General features: G+C 70.2%; 13 protein-coding genes and 3 pseudogenes. 12 read left to right on the plus strand and 4 right to left on the minus strand.

All coding sequences use genetic code 11. The features are described 5' to 3' along the window. Window positions 1-40: 40 nt before the first annotated feature. The 3 genes from CMS_RS08360 to CMS_RS08370 are packed head-to-tail and all read right to left on the minus strand — an operon-like array spanning window position 41 to window position 1,569. A complete protein-coding gene (locus CMS_RS08360) occupies window positions 41-406 on the minus strand; it encodes an RNA polymerase-binding protein RbpA (RefSeq protein WP_041464548.1) in 366 nt (121 codons plus the stop codon). A gap of 60 nt (window positions 407-466) precedes the next feature. After that, window positions 467-1,255, minus strand: a complete 789-nt coding sequence (locus CMS_RS08365) for a glycerophosphodiester phosphodiesterase (RefSeq protein WP_012299043.1) — start codon at window positions 1,253-1,255, stop codon at window positions 467-469. After that, window positions 1,252-1,569: a hypothetical protein gene (locus tag CMS_RS08370; protein ID WP_012299044.1), complete on the minus strand. Its 318-nt coding sequence runs from the start codon at window positions 1,567-1,569 to the stop codon at window positions 1,252-1,254. Before CMS_RS08370 ends, CMS_RS08365 begins: the two co-directional genes overlap by 4 nt. 175 nt (window positions 1,570-1,744) lie before the next feature. Here CMS_RS08370 and CMS_RS08375 point away from each other — a divergent pair, with 175 nt between their 5' ends. From CMS_RS08375 to CMS_RS08395, 5 genes are all read left to right on the plus strand, one after another. Next, complete coding sequence (locus tag CMS_RS08375) at window positions 1,745-2,524, plus strand: SDR family oxidoreductase (RefSeq protein ID WP_012299045.1); 780 nt, start codon at window positions 1,745-1,747, stop codon at window positions 2,522-2,524. Between the two features lie 39 nt (window positions 2,525-2,563). Beyond that, window positions 2,564-4,651, plus strand: coding sequence for a S9 family peptidase (locus CMS_RS08380; RefSeq protein ID WP_041464549.1), 2,088 nt, complete (start codon window positions 2,564-2,566; stop codon window positions 4,649-4,651). An 8-nt stretch (window positions 4,652-4,659) separates the two neighbouring features. Continuing rightward, window positions 4,660-5,118 carry an NUDIX hydrolase gene (locus CMS_RS08385; RefSeq protein WP_223842610.1) on the plus strand — a complete coding sequence of 153 codons (459 nt, stop codon included), beginning with the start codon at window positions 4,660-4,662 and terminating at the stop codon, window positions 5,116-5,118. 764 nt (window positions 5,119-5,882) lie between these two features. Then, on the plus strand, window positions 5,883-6,770 hold the full coding sequence (locus CMS_RS08390) for an alpha/beta hydrolase family protein (protein WP_012299049.1): 888 nt from the start codon (window positions 5,883-5,885) through the stop codon (window positions 6,768-6,770). Window positions 6,771-7,997: 1,227 nt separating this feature from the next. Further along, entirely contained in the window at window positions 7,998-9,011 is a 1,014-nt protein-coding gene (locus CMS_RS08395) for a LacI family DNA-binding transcriptional regulator (RefSeq protein WP_041464550.1), read from the plus strand. A 21-nt stretch (window positions 9,012-9,032) separates the two neighbouring features. Here CMS_RS08395 and CMS_RS08400 read toward each other — a convergent pair whose 3' ends face one another. Beyond that, window positions 9,033-10,679, minus strand: coding sequence for a glycoside hydrolase family 43 protein (locus CMS_RS08400; protein WP_012299053.1), 1,647 nt, complete (start codon window positions 10,677-10,679; stop codon window positions 9,033-9,035). A 111-nt stretch (window positions 10,680-10,790) separates the two neighbouring features. On the opposite strand from CMS_RS08400, the gene CMS_RS08405 reads away from it, so the two are divergent. From CMS_RS08405 to CMS_RS18235, 7 genes and pseudogenes are all read left to right on the plus strand, one after another. Continuing rightward, on the plus strand, window positions 10,791-12,152 hold the full coding sequence (locus tag CMS_RS08405) for an ABC transporter substrate-binding protein (protein WP_106408640.1): 1,362 nt from the start codon (window positions 10,791-10,793) through the stop codon (window positions 12,150-12,152). Between the two features lie 84 nt (window positions 12,153-12,236). After that, window positions 12,237-13,199, plus strand: a complete 963-nt coding sequence (locus tag CMS_RS08410) for a carbohydrate ABC transporter permease (RefSeq protein WP_041464551.1) — start codon at window positions 12,237-12,239, stop codon at window positions 13,197-13,199. Between the two features lie 335 nt (window positions 13,200-13,534). Next, window positions 13,535-13,921, plus strand: a pseudogene (locus CMS_RS17865) (carbohydrate ABC transporter permease); the annotation flags it as partial. A gap of 303 nt (window positions 13,922-14,224) precedes the next feature. Continuing rightward, window positions 14,225-16,453: pseudogene (yicI, locus tag CMS_RS08415) on the plus strand (alpha-xylosidase). A gap of 260 nt (window positions 16,454-16,713) precedes the next feature. Beyond that, a complete protein-coding gene (locus CMS_RS16205; RefSeq protein ID WP_049791915.1) occupies window positions 16,714-16,992 on the plus strand; it encodes a hypothetical protein in 279 nt (92 codons plus the stop codon). Window positions 16,993-19,199: 2,207 nt separating this feature from the next. Then, window positions 19,200-19,556, plus strand: a pseudogene (locus CMS_RS18230) (family 1 glycosylhydrolase); the annotation flags it as partial. A gap of 127 nt (window positions 19,557-19,683) precedes the next feature. Further along, on the plus strand, window positions 19,684-20,382 hold the full coding sequence (locus CMS_RS18235) for a family 1 glycosylhydrolase (protein ID WP_306295599.1): 699 nt from the start codon (window positions 19,684-19,686) through the stop codon (window positions 20,380-20,382). Window positions 20,383-20,421 lie beyond the last annotated feature (39 nt).

Genomic DNA, 20,421 nt, shown 5'->3' on the forward strand with positions numbered 1-20,421 from the left:
GAGGGGTGCTCAGATGTCCTTCGCGAGCGGAGGGGTCCGGTCAGGCGCCGATGCGGTGCTGACCGCGCCGCGCGCGGAGAGTGGCGAGGCGCTCCTCGAGGAGCTCCTCCAGCTCGGCGCGCGTCCGGCGCTCGAGCAGCATGTCCCAGTGGCTCCGGGGGACCTTCGCCTCGACCTCGTCGTGGGCGACGGGTGCGCCGTCGGCGTCGAGCAGGCGTCCCTCCAAGCCGCTCTTCGGCGACTCCCACACCTCGGGCACCTCGGCGTCTGCCGAGAACACCACCTCGAACGTGGTGCCGTCCGTCGTGCGGTACGTCTTCCTCTGCCGGGGGGAGAAGCTGACGCCCTCCTCGCTCTGCAGGCTCGTGGACCCGAGCCGCATCCCGCGCAAGCTGCGATCTGCCATGGTGGTCTCCTCTCGCCATGCACTCCCCGTTGTAAACCGTGCGGCTGTGAGGATCCTCTCTCAGGACACCCGGTTCCCAGGCGAATCCCAGTCCCTGCGCCCGAGGGCCGCGAGAGCGAGGTCGGGGCGGTCCGTCACGATGCCGTGGATCCCCGCGCTGACCAGGCGGACCATCTCGTCCGGGTCGTCGACCGTCCAGACTTGCACCTCGCGGACGGCGCGCCCGAGCCGGGCGACCAGCGTGGGGGAGACGGTGCGGATCCCGATCACCCGACAGGGCATCTGCACGGCGTCGACGCCGCGGAGGGCGAGGCGCGTGAGCGGCCCGATCCCGAGCCGGGCGGCGAGCACGGCGAGGACGAGGCGACCCGCGTCGGCGGACGTCGCCGCGCCGGGGAGGAGGGCGAGCGCTCGTCGCCGCCGGGATCCCGAGAACGACGTGACGAGCACGCGGTCGACGGCGTGGGCGTCGCGTATCGTCCGGGCTGCGGCGGCCGGGGCGTGCCGGCCCTTCACGTCGATGTTGATCCGCGCATCGGGCAGGGCCTCGAGCAGCTCCGCGAGCGTCGCCACCCGAGCCCCGGATCCGAGGTCGATCGCGCGCATGTCGGCCAGCGTCACGTCCCGGACGCGGCCGGGGCGGCCGGTGAGGCGGCGGAGGTCGGCGTCGTGCCAGAGAACGCACACGTCGTCGGCGGTGACGTGCACGTCGGTCTCCAGATGCGTGACGCCGAGCGCCCACGCCGCGCGGAAGGCGTCGAGCGTGTTCTCCACGGCGCCGGATCCGGTCCAGCCGCGGTGGGCGAGGACGCGGGGCACGTCGCCGTCGAACCAGGCGCTGCGGGTCACGCGGACCGGACGTCGTCGTCGGGCGCGGGCGAGGGGGCGCCCGATCCGGGCACGTCGCGCCCGTGCGGATCCTCGACCGGGAGGGCGCGGAGCACGGCCGGACGCGCGGCCCCGAGCAGGGCGGCCGCCACGACCACGGCGACCAGCGCCTGCAGCCACCACGGCGCGCCCACGAGGCCGGAGAGCAGGGCCGCCAGCGCCGCGGCGCCACCGCAGAGCGCCCTCAGGTCGAGCCGCCGCATCTCGACGACGACCGCCGTGACGATCAGCGCGAGCCAGACGATCCAGGCATGGTCGTCGAGGAGGACCGTCACCGCTGCTCCCTCGCTCCGTGGGCCGGATGCCCCGAACCTAGCCCACCGCCCGGACGGCGGGCGATAGGCTCTCCTGGCCGTCAGCGTGGTGTCCCGCCCGCGCGGCCCGTCCCGCCCGTCCCTCGCCGGACGACCCGTCGCGCGCACCGGCGCGCACCCCTGGAGGAGTACCGCTGTGAGCACCGTCGACGAGATCCGCCCCTTCGCCCCCGACGAGCTCCGCGGCCGCCGCGCGCTGGTCACCGGCTCGTCCCGCGGCATCGGCGCCGACACGGTCGCGTACCTCGCGGAGGCGGGCGCCGACGTCGTCGTCAACTACCGCAACAAGGCCGCGCGCGCCGAGAAGCTCGTCGCGAAGCTCGTCGAGGGCGGCACGAAGGCCATCGCCGTGGGTGCCGACCTCACCGACCCGGAGTCGGTCGACCGCCTCATGGACACGATCCGCACCGAGCTCGGCGGCCTCGACGTGCTCGTGCTCAACGCGTCCGGCGGCATGGAGAGCGGCATGGCGGAGGACTACGCCATGACCCTCAACCGCGACGCGCAGCTGAACGTCCTGCGGAGCGCGCTGCCGCTCATGTCCGAGGGCGGCCGCGTCGTGTTCGTCACGAGCCACCAGGCCCACTTCATCCGCACCACGCCGACCATGCCCGAGTACGAGGGCGTCGCCCGCAGCAAGCGCGCGGGGGAGGACGCCCTGCGCGAGCTGCTGCCCGAGCTCGACGAGCGGGGCATCGGCTTCGTCGTGGTCTCCGGCGACATGATCGAGGGCACCATCACGGCGACGCTCCTCGGACGCATGAACCCCGAGGCCATCCAGCAGCGCAAGGAGGCCTCGGGCGGCCTCTACAACGTCTCGCAGTTCGCGGCCGAGGTCGCCCGCGCGGTCGTCGACCCGATCCCCGCCGACCACACGCGCCTGGTGGGCGACACGGGCAGCTTCCAGCCCGAGTGAGCTGGGGCCGGGCGACGGCCCGGGGCTAGGCTCGATCCGATGAAGACCACGGATCTCGACCTCCTCACCTCCGTCTCCCGCCCCTCCGTCTCGCCTGACGGCCTGCGCGCCGTCGTCTCGGTGACGCGGCCGCGGGTGCACGCCGACGCGTACACCGGGCAGCTGTGGGAGGTGGCGACGGACGGATCCGCGCCCCCGCGCCGCATCACGCGCGGCTTCCGCGACACCGCGCCCCGGCTGTCGCCGGACGGCACGGTCATCGCGTTCCTCCGCGCGGCGCCCCAGGGCCCGCCGCAGCTGCACGTCGTGCGGGCGGCCGGCGGCGAGCCCGTCGCTGTGACCGACGAGCTGCTCGGGGTCGGCGCCTTCGACTGGTCGCCCGACGGCACGCGCATCGTCTTCGCGTCGCGGGTCGCAGAGCCCGGGCGGTACGGGAGCGTGGAGGGCGTGTCGCCCGCGGCCGAGCCCGCCCGGCGGATCACCACCACCAAGTACCTCGCGAACGGCCTCGGCTGGTCGACCGACCGCCACACACAGCTCTCCCTCGTCGACCTGCCTGACCTCGACGCCGAGCCCTTCGTGGCCGCCGTCCCGTCCGGGTACCCGGACGCCTCGGATCCGGCCGTGCGGGGCGACGGCGCGGACGCGGCACCGTCGGCCGCCGAGCGCGCGGGCGTGCCGCCCGTCGTGCGCCTCACCGACGAGCCCGTCGACCACGACGCGCCGCGCTTCTCCTCCGATGGATCCGAGGTGCTGTTCGTCGCCTCCCGCCACGAGGGCCGCGACGACGACCTGCTCTCCGGCGCCTATGCCGTCGCGGTCCCCGCTGTCGGTGACGCGTCGGCCGGACTGCCGGAGGTCCGTACCGTCGTGTCCCACGAGGCCGGGCTCGGCATCGCCGAGGTCGCCTCCGTCGAGGGCGGCCGGACCTACCTGCTGGCGCAGGACCTGGGGGAGACGGGCGTCGACTTCGTTGCCCGCAACACCGCGCTCTACGTGCTCGACGAGGTCGATGCCGCGCCGCGCGTCCTGACCGACGCCGAGACCGTCGACCTCGGCGGCAGCGGCATCACGGTCGAGGACCGTGACGCGGTGCTCGTGCTCAACGGATCGCGCGGCACGGTGCAGCTGCTGCGCGTCACCGCGGACGGCGCCGTCGAGGCGCTCGTCGACGACCAGGTGGAGGTCGCCGGGGTCGGCGTCGGGGGAGGGGCCGTCGTGATCGCCCTGACCGATCCGCGCACGCACGGGGACCTCGCGCTGGTCCGCACGGATCGGGCTCCCGACGCCGGATCCGCCCTCGTCCCGCTCACCGACTTCTCCGCGCCGCTGCGCGAGACGGGGATCCGACCGCTGCACGAGCTCGTGGTCGAGGGACGGGACGGCTACCCGGTGCACGGCTGGGTCGTGCTGCCCGAGGGGGAGGGACCGCACCCGGTGCTTCTCGTGATCCACGGCGGGCCGTACGCGGCCTACGGCGTGCACCTGTTCGACGAGGCGCAGGTCTACGCCGACGCCGGATACGCGGTGCTCCTGTGCAACCCGCGCGGCGCCGCCGGGTACGGCCAGGCGCACGGCCGCGTCATCAAGGAGCGCATGGGCACGGTCGACATGCACGACGTGCTCGACTTCCTCGACGGCGCGATCGCCGTGTACCACTCCATCGACGGATCCCGCGCCGGCATCATGGGCGGCTCCTACGGCGGATACCTCACGGCCTGGACCATCGCGCACGAGCACCGCTTCCAGGGCGCGATCGTCGAGCGTGGATTCCTCGACCCGGAGCTGTTCACGGGCACGTCCGACATCGGCACGTTCTTCGGCGAGGAGTACACGGGCCACGACGAGGAGACGCGGCGCGCGCAGAGCCCGCAGGCGTTCGTGCACCAGGTGCGGACGCCGACGTTCGTCGTCCACTCCGAGGACGACCTGCGCTGCCCGCTGTCGCAGGCCGAGCGGTACCACCTGGCGCTCGTGCGCGCGGGCGTCGAGACCGAGATGCTCGTCTTCCCGGGCGAGGACCACGAGCTCAGCCGGTCCGGGCGTCCGCGGCACCGCGTGCAGCGCTTCGAGGCGATCCTCGAGTGGTGGGCACGGCACCTGCCCGTCGGCGGCGGCGCGCGATGAGCGACGGGGTGGTCCGCCACGTCCGGCACACCGCGCGGATCCTGCTGGTCGACGAGCGCGACCGGCTCCTGCTGTTCCTCACGAACTACTCGACGAACGTGGACCTGCCGCCGCGCTGGCTGACGCCCGGCGGCGGGATCGACCCGGGGGAGTCGCCCGCCCAGGCGGTGCGACGCGAGTTGTTCGAGGAGACCGGCCTCCGGGTCGACTCCGTCGGCGAGCCCGTCTGGGAGCACGACTACGCGCGGCAGCGGATCGACGGCGACCTCGACACCGGGCACTCGACGTTCTACCTGGTGCGCGCCGACGCGTTCGCACCCGTGTCGGACAACTGGATGCCGGACGAGTTCGACGACATCCACGCCCACCGCTGGTTCACGCTCGACGAGCTCGCCACGACGGAGGATCCGATCGAGCCGGCCGAGATGGTGGATGTCGCGCGTGAGGTGCTGTCCCGCAGCACGTGAGGCGGCTCCGGGACGCCCCTCTCGGGCTGTCGATGAACAGCCGATAATGCATATTATGTCATGTGCGACGCATGCGGATCGTTCTCGGTGGCCGCGCACCACCGCATGAGGTGCTCCGGTCGCGTTGCGACTGGCGCACCTCATGCCGGAGAGCGGCCTGGACGGCAACCCCTCGAGCTCAGGAGCCACGTTGCGCGGCCCTGGTCGGACTTCCGCCTCGTTGGTCGGCCCGTCGACGGCCTGGAGGTCGTTGGAGTCGGTCGCGAGCTGCTCGCGCCCCGCCCCCCGTCCACGAGGCCGCGCCGTGTCCCACCACGCCCACCCGAGCGATGCGTCCCGTCCAGGTGGGAGCAGAGGTGACGCAGGGGCGGCGGCGGACCGGCGGTCGAGGCGCTCCTCATGTCACGTACGCGCCGCCGATCACGCCAACGCGAGGACAGCCGCGTGGCGTGCGAGGCGCTGCCGGCACGCGGCGCCGCACCAAGCGGCCCTGCTCGCGGATCAGATCCGCCAGTCCCTGCAGCACGAGCCGCTCGTGCACCTCATCAGACGGCTCCCGGGCCGCGCGTCGAGTTGACTTCTCGGCGGACCTGTGGATAACCACCGTCCACCCCAGCGCCTGCCCGCATACCGTGTGTCCTCGAGCCCGCCGCGTCCGCCACAGACACTCCCCGTCCCCCCCGGGGCGACTCTCACCCCTGTGCTGAACTCCCCTGGACTCCGGCGGCCCCATCCCCCACGCAACTCCACTCGGAAGGCCCACCATGCCCAACTTCATCACACGCCGCCGCTTCACCGCGGTCGCGGCCGTCGCCATGCTCGCGACGCTCGGTGTTCAGTCGACCGCCCAGGCCGCGACCGCGAGCTACGCCCGTAACGGCGACCCCACGTTGGCCAGCATCTCGTCGATGACCGGTCCGGAAAAGGCGCACAAGACGCGTGTCCTGCCGACGGACGTCACGGGCTTCGGCGGCGGCACGATCTTCTACCCCACCAACACGCAGGGCAAGACCGTGGGCGCGGTCGTGCTCGCCCCTGGCTTCACCGGCCTCAAGGGCAGCGTCGGTTGGTACGGCCCGGCCCTCGCGTCGCAGGGCTTCATCGTGTTCAACATGGACACACTCGACCCGGCGGACTTCCCGAACTCCCGCGCGACGCAGATCGGCGCCGCCATCGATTACCTCAAGAAGGCCCCGGTCCTCAAGGGCCGCCTCGACCCGTCCCGTATCGCGGTGGCTGGGTACTCCATGGGCGGCGGCGGCGCGCTGAAGCTCGCGACCACGCACCCCGAGCTCAAGGCCGTCCTCGCCTTCGCGCCCTACTACGCGAGCGACGACCTGAGCACCAACGCCCTGCCCGAGGCCGCCGGCATCACCACGCCGACGCTCATCATCACCGGCCAGAAGGACGACCTGGCGATCCCCGCCACCTTCGGCAAGAGCTACTACGACACCCTGCCGAAGACCACGCCTCGGCAGTACCTGGAGCTGGCGGGGGCGACCCACGAAGCTCCGCAGCACAAGAACACGGACATCCTGAGCGCGTCCGTCGCATTCCTCAAGACGTTCGTGGACAACGACGAGCGCTACGCGAAGTTCACCTTCCCGTCCCCGCAGCGCCCGAGCCTCAGCGCCTCCATCAGCACCCGCTGACGGACGCTCTGCTCCCCGCATCACGCTGACACGACGGCGGCCGGCTCGACCGGCCGTCGTCGTCGTCGTATGTCGACGACCATGACCAGCCCGCACGACGCCGCTCGCCCTCCGCCCATCCATTCCTGCGGCCCCGCCGACGGCCAACGACTCCGTCGCCCTCGACTCGCGTCCCGAGCACCGTGTGCCGAATAGAGCGCAGGACCCCAGGACCCCAGGACCCCAGGACCCCAGGACCCCAGTGCCTCGCGGGTCGCAGGCACCTGAATCCTCATGATCGCGGCGTCGCGGCCACGCTCGTCATCGTCGACTGGGCTGAGGTCGGGGCCCGCGTCCTCGGATCGTCCACCTCGCTCCCGCGGCGTCGGGCGCGTCCGGGGGCGCCCTCGCTCTCAAGTCGACGCGGTGCTCACGCCGCCGTGAGCACCCTCGTGGGCCTCCTGCTGGTGTGCATGTCGTTCGTGCCCCTGAAGCTCCTTGAGTCGCTGATGTCGGCATCGGACGGCGGCCGCGGAGATCGCCGGTCATGCCGCTCGACGGTATGGCAGGGGCGACGCGCAGTTGGACGGCGAGGGCTCGCGGGGCATGGGACCGTCCGGGACGCGGACGAGCGCCCGCCAGCTCCGCCAGTCGCACGAAGATCGATGATCACGGCGAGGGAGGAGTCGCCCAAATAGGGATCTGCACTGATCTCCGGATGGCGGTCGACGTCTCGTCGGCTCCAGGAGTGCTGCTCACCCACGCCGTCGCCAGATGACCACGGCAGGCACCGAGGCTGCCAGTCCCGTGCTGTGCCCGCTGAGCCTGCTGGACCGCGGCGAGAAAGCTATCGGTCGTGGATATGGGACAACCACACGTTGTTGTGAGGGAGAAACCCTTTCAAGCAGAGCGTCGCGAAGCGGAGCAGGATGTCCATTGAAGATGTTCGCGTAGCCAAGAATAGCGTCGCGCCACAAACCGAAAGCGGCGTCCTGCCCACTGGCCAATATAACGTATCGCCGGTAGAAGACCTCTTGATGAGATGTTGATTACGCGTTTCCCGCGCGAAAGCGCACGGCGCTCTCAGCCCGTGCCCGAGGCGCCTGAACCTGGGCAACGCGCGGGGATCCGGTGCTTTCAGGCATAGGTCCACTCATCTACTACCTCCTCCAGGAGCGCTCTCGAAGAGCAAGAGCTGTGGGACGATAGGCGCAGAGCGGGTACATGTCCAAGGTAGGAGTTCGTCGCATGGGTCGAGCACCGGGAATGGTGGATGTGGCACAGATCGCCGGTGTCTCACACGTCACGGTCAGCCGGGTGCTCAACGGCCACCCGTCCGTGCGCCCGGAGACCCGCGCTCGTGTCGAGGCCGCCATCGCGCAGCTCGGTTACCGACGCAACACCGTGGCCCGGGCGCTGAAGTCCAAGAGGTCATCGACCATCGGCGTCGTCATGGCCGGTTCCGGTCTGTACGAACTCCCCCGCGTGCTGCTCGGCATCGAGACCACTGCACGAGCTGCCGGGTACGAGATCAACCTCGCGAGCTGGCAGGGCAGCGCCGCCTCCGACCTCGCCGAGATGGTGCGGCGCCTGACGGACCAGTCCGTGGAGGGCGTCGCCGTGATCGCCGCCCGCCAGGTGGCCGTCGACGCCCTCTCCGATGTCGTGACCGACGTCCCCATGAGCGTCGTGATGTCCGGCAGCGTCCCCAATCCCCGAGTGGGCTTCGTGGAACTCGACCAGGAGCTGGGTGCCCGGTTGGCTGTCCGTCATCTCCGAGACCTCGGCCATGAGCGGATCGTCCACCTCGCCGGGAACGCCGCGACCTTCGACGCGACCGCACGCGTGCAGGGTTGGCGCGATGAGCTGTCGTCGTCCCCCGACCTGCCGCAGGAGCTGCTGCAGGGTGACTTCACCGCGGCCAGCGGTTACAGCCTCACCTCGGATCTCGCGCGGAGCCCGGACGGCCTGCCGACGGCGATCTTCGCCGGCAACGACCTCATGGCGTTGGGCGCACTGGCCGCTCTCGCGGAGCTCGGACTGTCGGTTCCCGATGATGTCTCGCTCGTCGGGTTCGACGACATCGCCGGCGCGGACCACTTCATCCCGGCTCTCACGACCGTGCGTCAGGACTTCGAGACGCTGGGCAGCACCGCGATGGAGACGCTGCTGTCGACGATGTCCGGACAGGAGCCAGTCCGTCGGCAGATACCGCCGACGCTCGTGGTGCGGAAGAGCACCGCCGCACCGCGGCGCAGCTGAGCTGTCGCGAACAGGTCCTGCTCACTGCCCGGCGGCGATGACGGGGCGGAGCGTCAGTGCGGTCGCCCGGTCTGTGAGAGGCACGTACTCGAACCAGGGGAAGTGAGCTGCATCGACCGTCTCCGGCCGGGTGCCTGTCGCGTGCAAGCCCACATGCACGCCCACGAATCCGCCGGCGTGCTCGGTGCTGAACCAGGCGCGAGGCACCATGCCGATCGTCAGCCACTCGCTCTCACGTCCGTTCCAGTACGAGAACGAGTACGCGTCGAGATCCCCGACCACCCGGAGGGTCGCCTCGCCGTCATGCTCGAGCGCGATCTCGCCGCTGGTACCCGAGGTACCAGCGCGCTCGAACCGGACGATCCGCTTCCCGTCCGCATCCAGCGTCACGGCGAGCGTGGCGAAGTGGCGCTCGTCGTGGAACACCACCAGCCCCGCCTGCTCCGATGATGCCCGCTGGCGGAAGGACACGCTCGTCCGGGCTTCGAAGCACTGATGCTCCTGCCTGCGGGCAACGAAGGACGGTGTGCCGCTGCCCGAGAGCTCGGCAGGTGACACGGTCAGGGATAGCCCATCGCCCGTGTCATGGGCGTGATGCTGGAGAGGTCCCCGGAGGGTCCGCCACCCCTGCGGAAGGTCGGCGTCCGAGAAGCACTCCCGCTCCGGTTCGGGCTCGGAGATGCCGGGTACCCGCTCGTCACCGAGCGCGTCGGTCGGCCGCCGCTCGACCTCAGCGACCCGCCCGTGCCCCGGTGCCAGGAGGAGACCTGCATCCGTCCACTCGGCGGGCACGAGGAACACCTCGCGCCCCAGGGTGTGTGCACCGTCGACGGGGCGCGTGCCGAGGACGAGAGCCCACGTCTCACCCGTCGGGGTCTCCACCACGTCGGCATGCCCGACGTCCTGGATGGGCGCATGCCGACCGAGGTGCCGGTGCGTGAGGAGCGGGCTACGCGGGTCGGTCCGGTAGGGGCCGGTGATCGTCTCGGATCGGGCGGCCGTCACCGCGTGGTTCCGTTCCGTCCCACCCTCAGCGGCGATGAGGTGGTAGACACCGTCGTGCTTGTAGATGTGCGGCGCTTCTGCCCACGCACCGGCGATGGCTCCGTTCCAGAGCACGTGCAGGGGCCCGATCAGCTGCAGACTCTCGAGGTCGAGCTCTTGCAGGTACAGCTCTGCGGGACCGCGCCGGTCGGGATCCTCAGCATCTCGGCAGGCGGAGAACCAGCAGCGTCCGTCATCGTCGAAGAACAGCGACGGGTCGATGCCCTCGGCGTCCAGTATCACCGGCTGCGACCAGGGCCCTGCCGCGTTCCTGGCCGTCGTGACGAAGTTCATGCTGCCCCGCCGCTCACGGGCGACGGTCGACACGACGTAGAACACGCCGTCGTGGTGCCGGATGGTGGGCGCCCAGATGCCATCGGACATGTCCAGGCCCGAGAGGTCGATCTGTTCGGGCCGGTCGAGGACGTGCCCGATCGGCTCCCAGTTCACCAGGTCCCGGCTGCGGTGCACGGGGATCGCGGGCCAGTACGCGAACGAGGAGGTGACGAGGAAGAACTCCTCGCCCACGGCGCACACGGACGGGTCGGGGTTCAGCCCCGTGAGGACGGGGTTCCGGAAGGTGCTCAAGGTGGGACTCCAAGCGATGATGATCGGCGTCTTCATAACGATGACAACGTGAACACTTGACAGTATGGCAACGTTTTCATCACCATGGGAGCACGCACCCGGAGGCCGAGCATCCCCTCGCCCCGAACACGTCGAAGGAGATGTGACATGTCAGCACCGCGCCACCCCGCACGCCGATCGGCCCCGGAGGCCCGTCGACGCCGCCCCCTGGTCATGGCCCTCGCCACGGCCGGAGCCCTCGCCCTCTCGCTCTCCGCCTGCTCCGCTGGCGGCGGGGATGGCGACACCTCGGCCGACGGCCCGGTGACCCTGGACTTCTGGACCTACTCCGTCAAGGGCAACGACCCCAAGGCACAGGCCATCGTCGACCGCTACAACGAGCTCAACCCCGACGTGACCGTCAAGCTCTCCGAGGTCGGCGGCACCGCCGACACCTCCTCGAAGCTGCTCGCCGCGGACCGCGCCGACGAGACCCCCGACATCGTCCAGGTCGAGTACCGGGCCCTGCCGTCGCTCGTCGTCGCCGGTGTCGTGAAGGACATCACCGACGACGTCGCCGACGCGAAGGACGATGTCGCGGACAACATCTGGGACCTCACCACGTTCGACGATCGCGTCTACGGGGTCCCGCAGGACATCGGCCCGGCCATGTTCACGTACCGCAAGGACCTCTTCGAGCAGTACGGCGTGGAGGTCCCCACCACATGGGCCGAGTACGCCGACGCCGCCGAGAAGATCCACACGGCCGATCCGACGGTCTACATCTCCAGCTTCGACCCGGGCGAGTTCCAGTTCTTCGCCGCGCAGGCCGCCCAGGCCGGCGCCGAGTGGTGGACCAACGACGGCGACACCTGGAAAGTCGGCATCGACAGTGAGGAGTCGCTCGCGACCGCCGACTTCTGGCAGGACCTCGTCGAGCGCGACCTCGTCAAGGTCGAGGCCCTCGTCACCCCGGAGTGGAACGCGGAGATCAACGACGGCAAGGTCCTCTCCTGGGCCGCAGCGTCCTGGGTGCCCAGCGTCATCAACGCCGTCGCTCCCGACACGGCGGGCAAGTGGGAGTCCGCGCCTCTCCCCCAGTGGACCGAGGGGGACGCATCCGTCCCGTTCGTCGGAGGATCCGCCTACCTGGTACCGGAGAAGTCCTCCGACGCCGAGGCCGCCGCGAAGTTCGCGACCTGGCTGTCCACCTCCGACGAGGGCTCGAAGCTCCTGCTGAGCCTCGACCTGTACCCCGGCGGAAACGGCGGCCGTGAAGCCACAGCCAAGAGCGCCCCGCCGGCGCTCATGCCCGACCAGGCGGACTTCTACCAGATCGCCGACCAGGTCATCGAGGACACCACCATCCCCGTCACCTGGGGTCCGAACGTCAACGTCGCGCAGACCGTCTTCAACGACGCCATGAACGCCGCCGCCCTGAAGGGCACGTCGTTCCGCGACGTCTACACCGCCACCCAGGACGCGGTCGTCGCCGACCTCGAGAAGACCGGCTACTCCGTCGAGAAGTAGCGCCCCGGGGGCAGCCGCCGCCCAAGCGGCGGCTGCCCCTCCCGCATCATCACCGATACCGTCGGCACTCGAGTCTGGACACTGATGTCATCTCCCCCCACCGCCATCGCGGCACCGGAACGCCCCACATCAGGGCGGTCCCGTCGCCGCCCGGCACGCCGAGGCGCGCTCACGCCGTGGATGTTCGCCAGCCCGGCGATCATCCTCTTCACCGCGTTCCTCGTCATCCCGATCATCTACGCGATCTACCTCAGCTTCCGTGGCTTCCGCGTCAGCGCCGGCGGTGCCTTCGGGCGCCGCGAGGAGACCTTCATCGGCGTGGAGAACTACGTCACCGCCCTCACGGACACCGAGTTCGTCGCCGGACTCGGCAGGGTCCTGATGTACGGGGCCATCTCCATCCCGAGCGTGCTGGGCCTGGCGCTGCTGTTCGCGCTGCTGCTCGACACGCCCCGCGTGCGGTTCCAGAGCTTCGCCCGCACCGCGATCTTCCTGCCCTTCGCCGTCCCCGGCGTGATCGCGAGCCTGCTCTGGGGGTTCCTCTACCTCCCCAGCACCAGCCCCCTCAGCGACATCTCCCGCGCGCTCGGCGGTGGGGCATTGGACTTCTTCGGAACCCCGACGCTCTACTTCTCGCTCGCGAACATCGCGCTGTGGTCCGGCGTCGGCTTCAACATGATCATCATCTACACGTCCCTCCGGGCGATCCCGACCGAGATCTACGAGGCGGCCCGCATCGACGGCGCATCCGAGGTGCAGGTCGCGCTGCGCATCAAGGTGCCGCTCGTGGCGCCCGCGCTCGTGCTCACCGGCCTGTTCTCCGTCATCGGGACGCTGCAGCTCTACAGCGAACCGCAGACGCTCCGGCCGTTCACGCCCCGCATCTCCAGCACCTGGGTGCCGCTGATGAAGATCTACCAGGACGCGTTCACCAATGACAACCTGGGCGCCGCGGCAGCCGCATCGGTGATCCTCGCCGCCGCGATCCTGGCCTTCTCCTTGCTCGTGCTCCGCTTCTTCCAACGCCGGACCTTCGGAGACGCCTGATGACCACCACGCTCCCTACGTCTGCCACCGCCGTCGTCCGTACCGGCGACCGCCAGCCGCGAGTACGCCGGACGAGGGCGAAGCGGCCGCGCCTGGCCGCGACGGTCCTCATCCTGGGTGCGCTCTACTGCCTCATTCCCGTCGCCTGGGTCGTGATCGCATCCTCCAAGTCGCCGAGCGAGCTCTTCACCTCGTTCTCGTTCGCCCCCGGCACCGGGCTGCTCGACAACTTCGCGAACCTCAGCTCCTACGGCGGCGGGCAGTTCTGGCTCTGGTCCCTCAATAGCCTCCTCTACGCCGGAGTCGGCGCGGTCCTCTCGACCCTGATCTCCGCCATGGCCGGGTACGCGCTGTCCAAGTTCCGGTTCCGCGGAAGGGAAGCCCTCTTCTCCGTCGTGCTCGCCGGGGTGCTCGTCCCGGGCATCGTCCTCGCCGTCCCGCAGTACCTGCTGATGGCCGCGATCGGGCTGGCCGGCACGCACTGGTCCGTGCTCCTGCCGGTGCTGATCAACCCGTTCGGGATCTTCCTCTGCCGCGTCTTCGCCACCGCGGCCGTGCCCGAGGACACCCTCGAGGCGGCCCGCCTCGACGGCGCAGGCGAGGTGCGCATCTTCGGCCTCATCGCGCTGCCGATGATGGCCCAGGGCCTCGTGACCGTGTTCCTGCTGCAGTTCGTCGGCATCTGGAACAACTTCCTGCTGCCGTTCATCATGCTGTCGGACCAGGACAAGTACCCCCTGACGCTGGGGCTGTACACATTCCTCTCCAAGGGCGCCGGCGACACCTCCCTCCTACCCGCTGGTGATCATCGGCTCCGCTGTCTCCGTGATCCCGCTGATCGTCCTCGTGCTCGTCCTGCAGCGCTTCTGGCGAGCCGACCTGCTCGCCGGCGGGCTCAAAGGCTGAGCCCGACTGCTCAGCTCCGTCCGTGCAGCCGACGCGTCTCGCCACCCCATGGAGGTCCAGCTCATGACCACCGCTCGACCCCACTCCCCCGCCACCTCGACCGACGACAGGACGCAGCCATGAAGTTCACCGACGGCTACTGGGAGATTCTCCCCGGCGTCACCGCGCTCTACGCGCAAGAGACCCACGACGTGTGGGAGCAGGGCGGCGGCCTCGTCGCGTACGCGCCCACCAAGCGCATCGAGAGCCGCGGCGACACCCTCAACCGGCCCCTGGTCACCGTCTCCCTCACCTCCCCCGCAGAGGGCGTGATCCGGGTCCGCATCGAGCACCACCGCGGCACCCGCGGTCGTGGCGGCTTCTCCCTGCCGGGCGATCAGGGGCAGCGGGTGGGCGAAGCGACCGTCCTCGACGGCATCGGCACCCTGACCAGCGGACCGCTCACGGCGACCGTGCGCGAGGGAGCGCCCTGGTCGCTGGAGTTCACCTCGGGCGGAACGCGCCTCACCGGTTCCGGCCATCGCTCCGTCGGCTACATGCGCGACGCAGCCGGCCGCGCCTTCGTCCACGAGCAGCTCGACCTCGGCGTCGGCGAGCACATCTACGGACTGGGCGAGCGCTTCGGCCCGCTCGTGAAGAACGGCCAGACCGTCGACATCTGGAACGCCGACGGCGGCACCTCCAGCGAGCAGTCCTACAAGAACATCCCCTTCTACCTCTCCGACCGAGGCTACGGCGTGCTCGTGGATGACCCGGGAGCGGTGTCGTTCGAGGTCGGCACCGAGACCGTCGAGCGTGTCCAGTTCTCTGTCGAGGGCGAAGTGCTGGAGTACCTCGTCATCGCCGGCCCTACCGGCAAGGACGTGCTCGAGCGGTACACGGCCCTGGCCGGTCGTCCAGCAATCGTGCCCGCGTGGAGCTATGGCCTCTGGCTCACCACGAGCTTCACCACCGTCTACGACGAGGACACCGTCAACTCCTTCATCGACGGCTTCGCCGAGCGCGATCTGCCGCTGTCCGCCTTCCACTTCGACTGCTTCTGGATGCGCGAGTTCAACTGGACCGACTTCGTCTGGGACCCCCGCGCGTTCCCCGACCCCGACGGCATGCTCCAGCGCCTGCACGACCGCGACCTCAGGGTGTGCGTCTGGATCAACCCCTACATCGCCCAGCGCTCGCGACTGTTCGACGAGGCCGCCGCCGCCGGCTACCTCGTGCGGAAGCCCGACGGCGACGTCTGGCAGTGGGACATGTGGCAGGCCGGCATGGCACTCGTCGACTTCACCGACCCCGACGCGGTCACCTGGTAGCAGGGCTACCTGCGCCAGCTCGTCGCGCAGGGGGTCGACTCGTTCAAGAGCGACTTTGGCGAGCGGATCCCGACCGACGTCGTCTGGCACGACGGCAGCCACCCCGAGGCCATGCACAACCTCTACGCGCAGCTCTACAACCAGGCCGTGCACGAGGTACTCGTCGAGGAGCGCGGCGAGCGGGACGCGGTGGTGTTCGCCCGGTCTGCGACCGTCGGCGGCCAGGCGATGCCCGTGCACTGGGGTGGCGACAACTCCTCCAGCCACGTCTCCATGGCCGAGACCCTCCGTGGTGGCCTCTCGCTCTCCATGGGCGGGTTCGGCTTCTGGGCGCATGACATGGGCGGCTTCGAAGGGCTACCCGATGCCGGCGTGTTCAAGCGGTGGCTCGCGTTCGGGCTGCTGTCCTCGCACTCCCGGCTGCACGGGTCCAGCTCGTACCGGGTGCCGTGGCTGTTCGACGAGGAGGCCGTCGACGTCACGCGGTCCTTCACGAAGCTCAAGCTCTCGCTCATGCCGTACCTTTTCCAGGCCGGCGTCGAGGCCCACGAGCGCGGTGTGCCCGTGATGCGCCCGATGGCGCTCGAGTTCTTCGACGATCGCGCGGTCACCCACCTCGACACGCAGTACATGCTCGGCGGCGACCTCCTGGTCGCCCCGGTGTTCGCCGCCGACGGGACCGCCGACTTCTACCTCCCGCACGGCCGCTGGACGAACTGGTTCACCGACGAGGTCGTCGACGGCGGCACGTGGCGCACAGAGAGGCACGGGTTCGACACTCTTCCGCTGTACGTGCGCGAAGGGGCGATCATCCCGGTCGGTAGCCGCGACGATCGGCCTGACTATGACTACCTCGACGGCCTGGCGCTCCACGTCTTCCCTGGTCCGGAAGGCACGTCCGATGTCACCATCACGGACGCGCGCTCGACCGAGGCGACGACGTTCAGCGTCGAGCGCCGGGGCGGATCCCTCACGGTCATCCCCCCGCTGGGGGCCTCGGCACCCCGTGCCGTCGTGCGCGGAGCACGGTCGAACTGACCACAGCTCAGCCGAGTCCGCCTGGGACCCGGTCGCCATCGGGCAAGATCGGTACTGTCGTCGACGTGCCACCACGCCCCGCGGCGGAGCGCACCGCTCAGGATCGAGGGGCGGGCTGCAGGGCGGCAGCCGATCCGAGGAGCAGCGCGACGCGCGCCTCGGTGCGACCCACGGATGGCGGACCTGATCCCCGCTTCCCCGACGTCCGTGCGGTGCCGCGACGTGCGTTCGCCGGCCGAACGCGCCGGCGGTCCTCACGCGTGGACATCGTGCTCGCGCTCGCGTTCCTATCCCTCTCCTCGACCATCAGCGTGATCGTCGGCCGCGTGTCCACGCGCCCGCGCATGGGCGTCTCGGACATCGCCCTGAAGGCGGAGGGCGCGGCCGTCGAGGTGGAAGAAGGCCATCCGGTCCGTCTCGCGGTGCGCGACCGCTCCCGCCCCGGGCAGCGCCCTGCTCGCGCCGCAACCCGGCCCACATCCCCGATGAGCGTCGTCGTCGTCGCATCCGTGCCGATGGATCGCCGCAGGGACGTGTGACCGTCGATGGTGACGATCCCTCGACGCCCGCGGCGGCTTCGCCGCGCCCAGACCGTCCGGTCCTCCTCGTCGGCCCACCCAGCTCGGATCCCTGAGAGACTCCGGCCTCCGCGGTGCGCAGGTCCCCGTACCGGACCGTGTCGCCACCGCATGCCGCGGCGACGGCGACGCCAGGCGCACCCCCGAATCGTCGTGAGTGCCAGCCCCAGCCTCCCGCGGCTCGGCCAGCCGGTGATGCGGGCACGACCAGCTCGGGTTGAAAGCTCATGTGGCGCGGCGTCGAGGAGCAGCTCGACGGCCGTAGCACCGGGCACCGTGGGCGGCTGCCGCACGCACGGAAGCCGGACTGCACCGCCGCTGTGAAGCCGATGTCGAAGCACCGACGAGCGGACATCACCGAGCAGTACGAAAGCCTGCCACGTGCCACTGGCGAGCATGTCGTCGTCGGCGAGAGCCGTGTCGGGTCGACCAGTCCGCCGCACCGGCGGCAATCGGTGCCTCGACCACGGCCGGCGCACGCGCGGGATCTGCCACGGCCGTGCTCGACAGAAACTTCGACGCCGCGTCGTCGTGGGCTGTCTCGACGCGGTCGTGCACGGCGGATCCGCACACCACGTCACGTGCCAGTTGCTCACTGAACAGCAGTGCCCTGCGACGACAGTGCCGTCGCCGCGGTAATACCGCACGAAGGCGAACTCAGGCATACCCGCGACACCTTCGCTCGCCCCATGGATCTCGACCCATTACCGGACCGCACGGGGTCGCGGTCAAGGTGTGGACAGTCGAACGCGCCCCGTGCGCACGTGAGACAAGCTTCCCGAACCCCGCCGCGTCCGCGGCCGATCCCAGGGGCTCCACCGCCGCGAAGCGGCCGAACAGAAATGAGCACAGATGCAGATCGGACACCCGAGCAGGCGATGGCTGTCGGCCTCACGATTCCGGACCACCGGGCTCATCTTGATCACAGGAAGCCTACTCATCGGAGCTGGCACCGCGCCAGCCTCGGCCGAGGCTCCCGATCCCTCGGTCGGGCTCGTACACGACAATGCCGGTGGTCATACCGTCCACTTCGCTACACGGTGGCATGAGGACGACAACTCCGTCTACAGCATCCGCATCACCGGCCCGGGACTTCCTCCTGCGGGAAAATGCGTCATATTGAACGAAGTGCATCCCGCGCCCTACATCGACAACCACTACGCCGAGGCCACCACGTACGTTCCGGGGACAGGTGTGTATCAGGTTTTCAGCTACGACACGATCCCCGCGCGTAGCCTGGACCCCGGCTGCAATCCGGTACATTATCTCGTCGGTTCCCGCGGACCCATATGGGTCGGGCCTTCACTGAGGTGGAGGGTGTACACCGGTTCGGCACCGATACCGGACTGACGTCCGCAACCCAGCCATGCGCACTCGGAAAGCTTGAGATGACTCGCCAGCGCTAGTCGGCGCTTCGCCATCTACGGCTGATTCCTGCGTTGCCCTGAACCCGAGTAACGGATGGGGGCGACCTTTTTTCGGCGAGAGCCTCGGCCTGTGCTCCTGCTCATCGGGCTCGTGAACATGGCGCTTCCGGTGCGGCGCTGCTGCTCAACGCGGAGGGCGTCGCGACCGCTCTGCTGACATGGTTCGTGTTCCGGGAGAACATCGACTGGGGCGTCGCCCTCGGTATGGCCGCGATCGTCGCCGGAGCGATCGTGCTCACGGTGCCGCCGGGGGTCGAGCACGGCAGTGCCTTGCCTGGGAGCGCGACCCTCGGTGCGCACCTGTTCTGCGACGTATCGGCGCCGGTCCCGGCGTCGGGCGGCGAGGGGCGTGAGCGGGACTGTGATCGCCGTCGTGCGGTTCTCATCTCGGAGGCCGTCGAGACGCTCCGTGCCCGCGGAATGGGGCACCGATCACGCGCGCATGGCGAGGGAACGCGGGCTGACGGAGGCACTCCTGCGCCACCGGTTTCCTTGTCTCTCATGGCTCGGCGATGCGCCCTAGGACTCTGCCCTGCCGCGCCCGCCCATTGTCACGCGACAATACTTTGGCTACAGTCTTGTTCGGGGGCCGCCACGGCCTCGACGCATGGCCGTCGCGCGCTCGCGCGACCTCGACGAGGAGGAACGGACGCTCATGCTCTCGTGCACCTCCTCGTCCGGGGTGCGCCCGCCTCGAGGGTCGGCCCGCCCGGTCACCGGCACACCGACGAGAGAAGGATCATGACCCGCTCATTCCCCGCCGACTTCCTGTGGGGCGCCGCGACCGCGGCCCACCAGGTCGAGGGCAACAACGTGAACAACGACTTCTGGCACCTCGAGCAGGCTTCCCAGGGGTACATGGACCTCAGCGGCGACGCGAACGACAGCTACCACCGCTACCGCGAGGACATGGAGCTCCTCGCCGCGTCGGGCCTCGGCACCTACCGCTTCAGCCTGGAATGGTCGCGCATCGAACCGGCACGCGGCCAGTTCTCCCGCGCCGAGCTCGCGCATTACCGACGCATGATCGACACGGCGCGGGAGCTCGGACTCACGCCGTTCGTCACCATCCACCACTTCACGCACCCCATGTGGTTCGAGGAGGACGGCGGATGGCTGGCCGACGGCTCCGCCGCGGTGTTCGCGCGCTTCGGTCGAGCAGGCCTGCAGCATCCTCGCGGACGTCCCCTACATCTGCACCATCAACGAGCCCAACGTCGTCGCGATGAACCACGGGGCGCTCCGCGTCATGGCCGCGACGGGCACCTACCCCACGGTGCCGGATCCCGATCCCGAGATCGGCGCGGCCCTCGTCGCCGCGCACCGGGCCGCCGTCCCGGTCATCCGGCGCCTCACCGGCGCGCAGGTGGGCTGGACGGTCGCCAACCAGGCGTTCGTCGCCCTGCCCGGTGCCGAGCGGGAGCACGCGGCGCTGCGGCACCGTTGGGAGGGCATGTACCTCGAGGCGGCGCAGGGGGACGACTACATCGGGGTGCAGTCGTACACGAGCCAGTCCGTCGGCCGCGACGGCGCTGTGCCGCATCCCGAGGATCCGGGCAACACGCTGACCGGCTGGGCCTACCGTCCGGACGCGCTGGGGATCGCGATCCGCCACACGCACGAGACGCTCCCCGACGTGCCCGTCATCGTGACGGAGAACGGGATCGCCACGGGGGACGACGCCCGCCGCATCGAGTACACGACGGGGGCGCTCACGGCCATGGCCGATGCCATCGCGGACGGCATCGACGTGCGCGGGTACTGCCACTGGAGCCTGCTGGACAACTTCGAGTGGGGCCGCTGGAAGCCCACCTTCGGCCTCGTGGCCGTCGATCGGGAGACGTTCGTGCGCACGCCGAAGCCGAGCCTCGCGTGGTTGGGGGCATCGCCCGCGCGAACGCGGTGTGACGCCCTCCGGGCATGACGACGGGCTCGCCGCGATCTCGCGGCGAGCCCGTCGTCG

Origin of the sequence: Clavibacter sepedonicus, assembly GCF_000069225.1 — a bacterium.
GTDB classification, from domain to species: Bacteria; Actinomycetota; Actinomycetes; order Actinomycetales; family Microbacteriaceae; genus Clavibacter; species Clavibacter sepedonicus.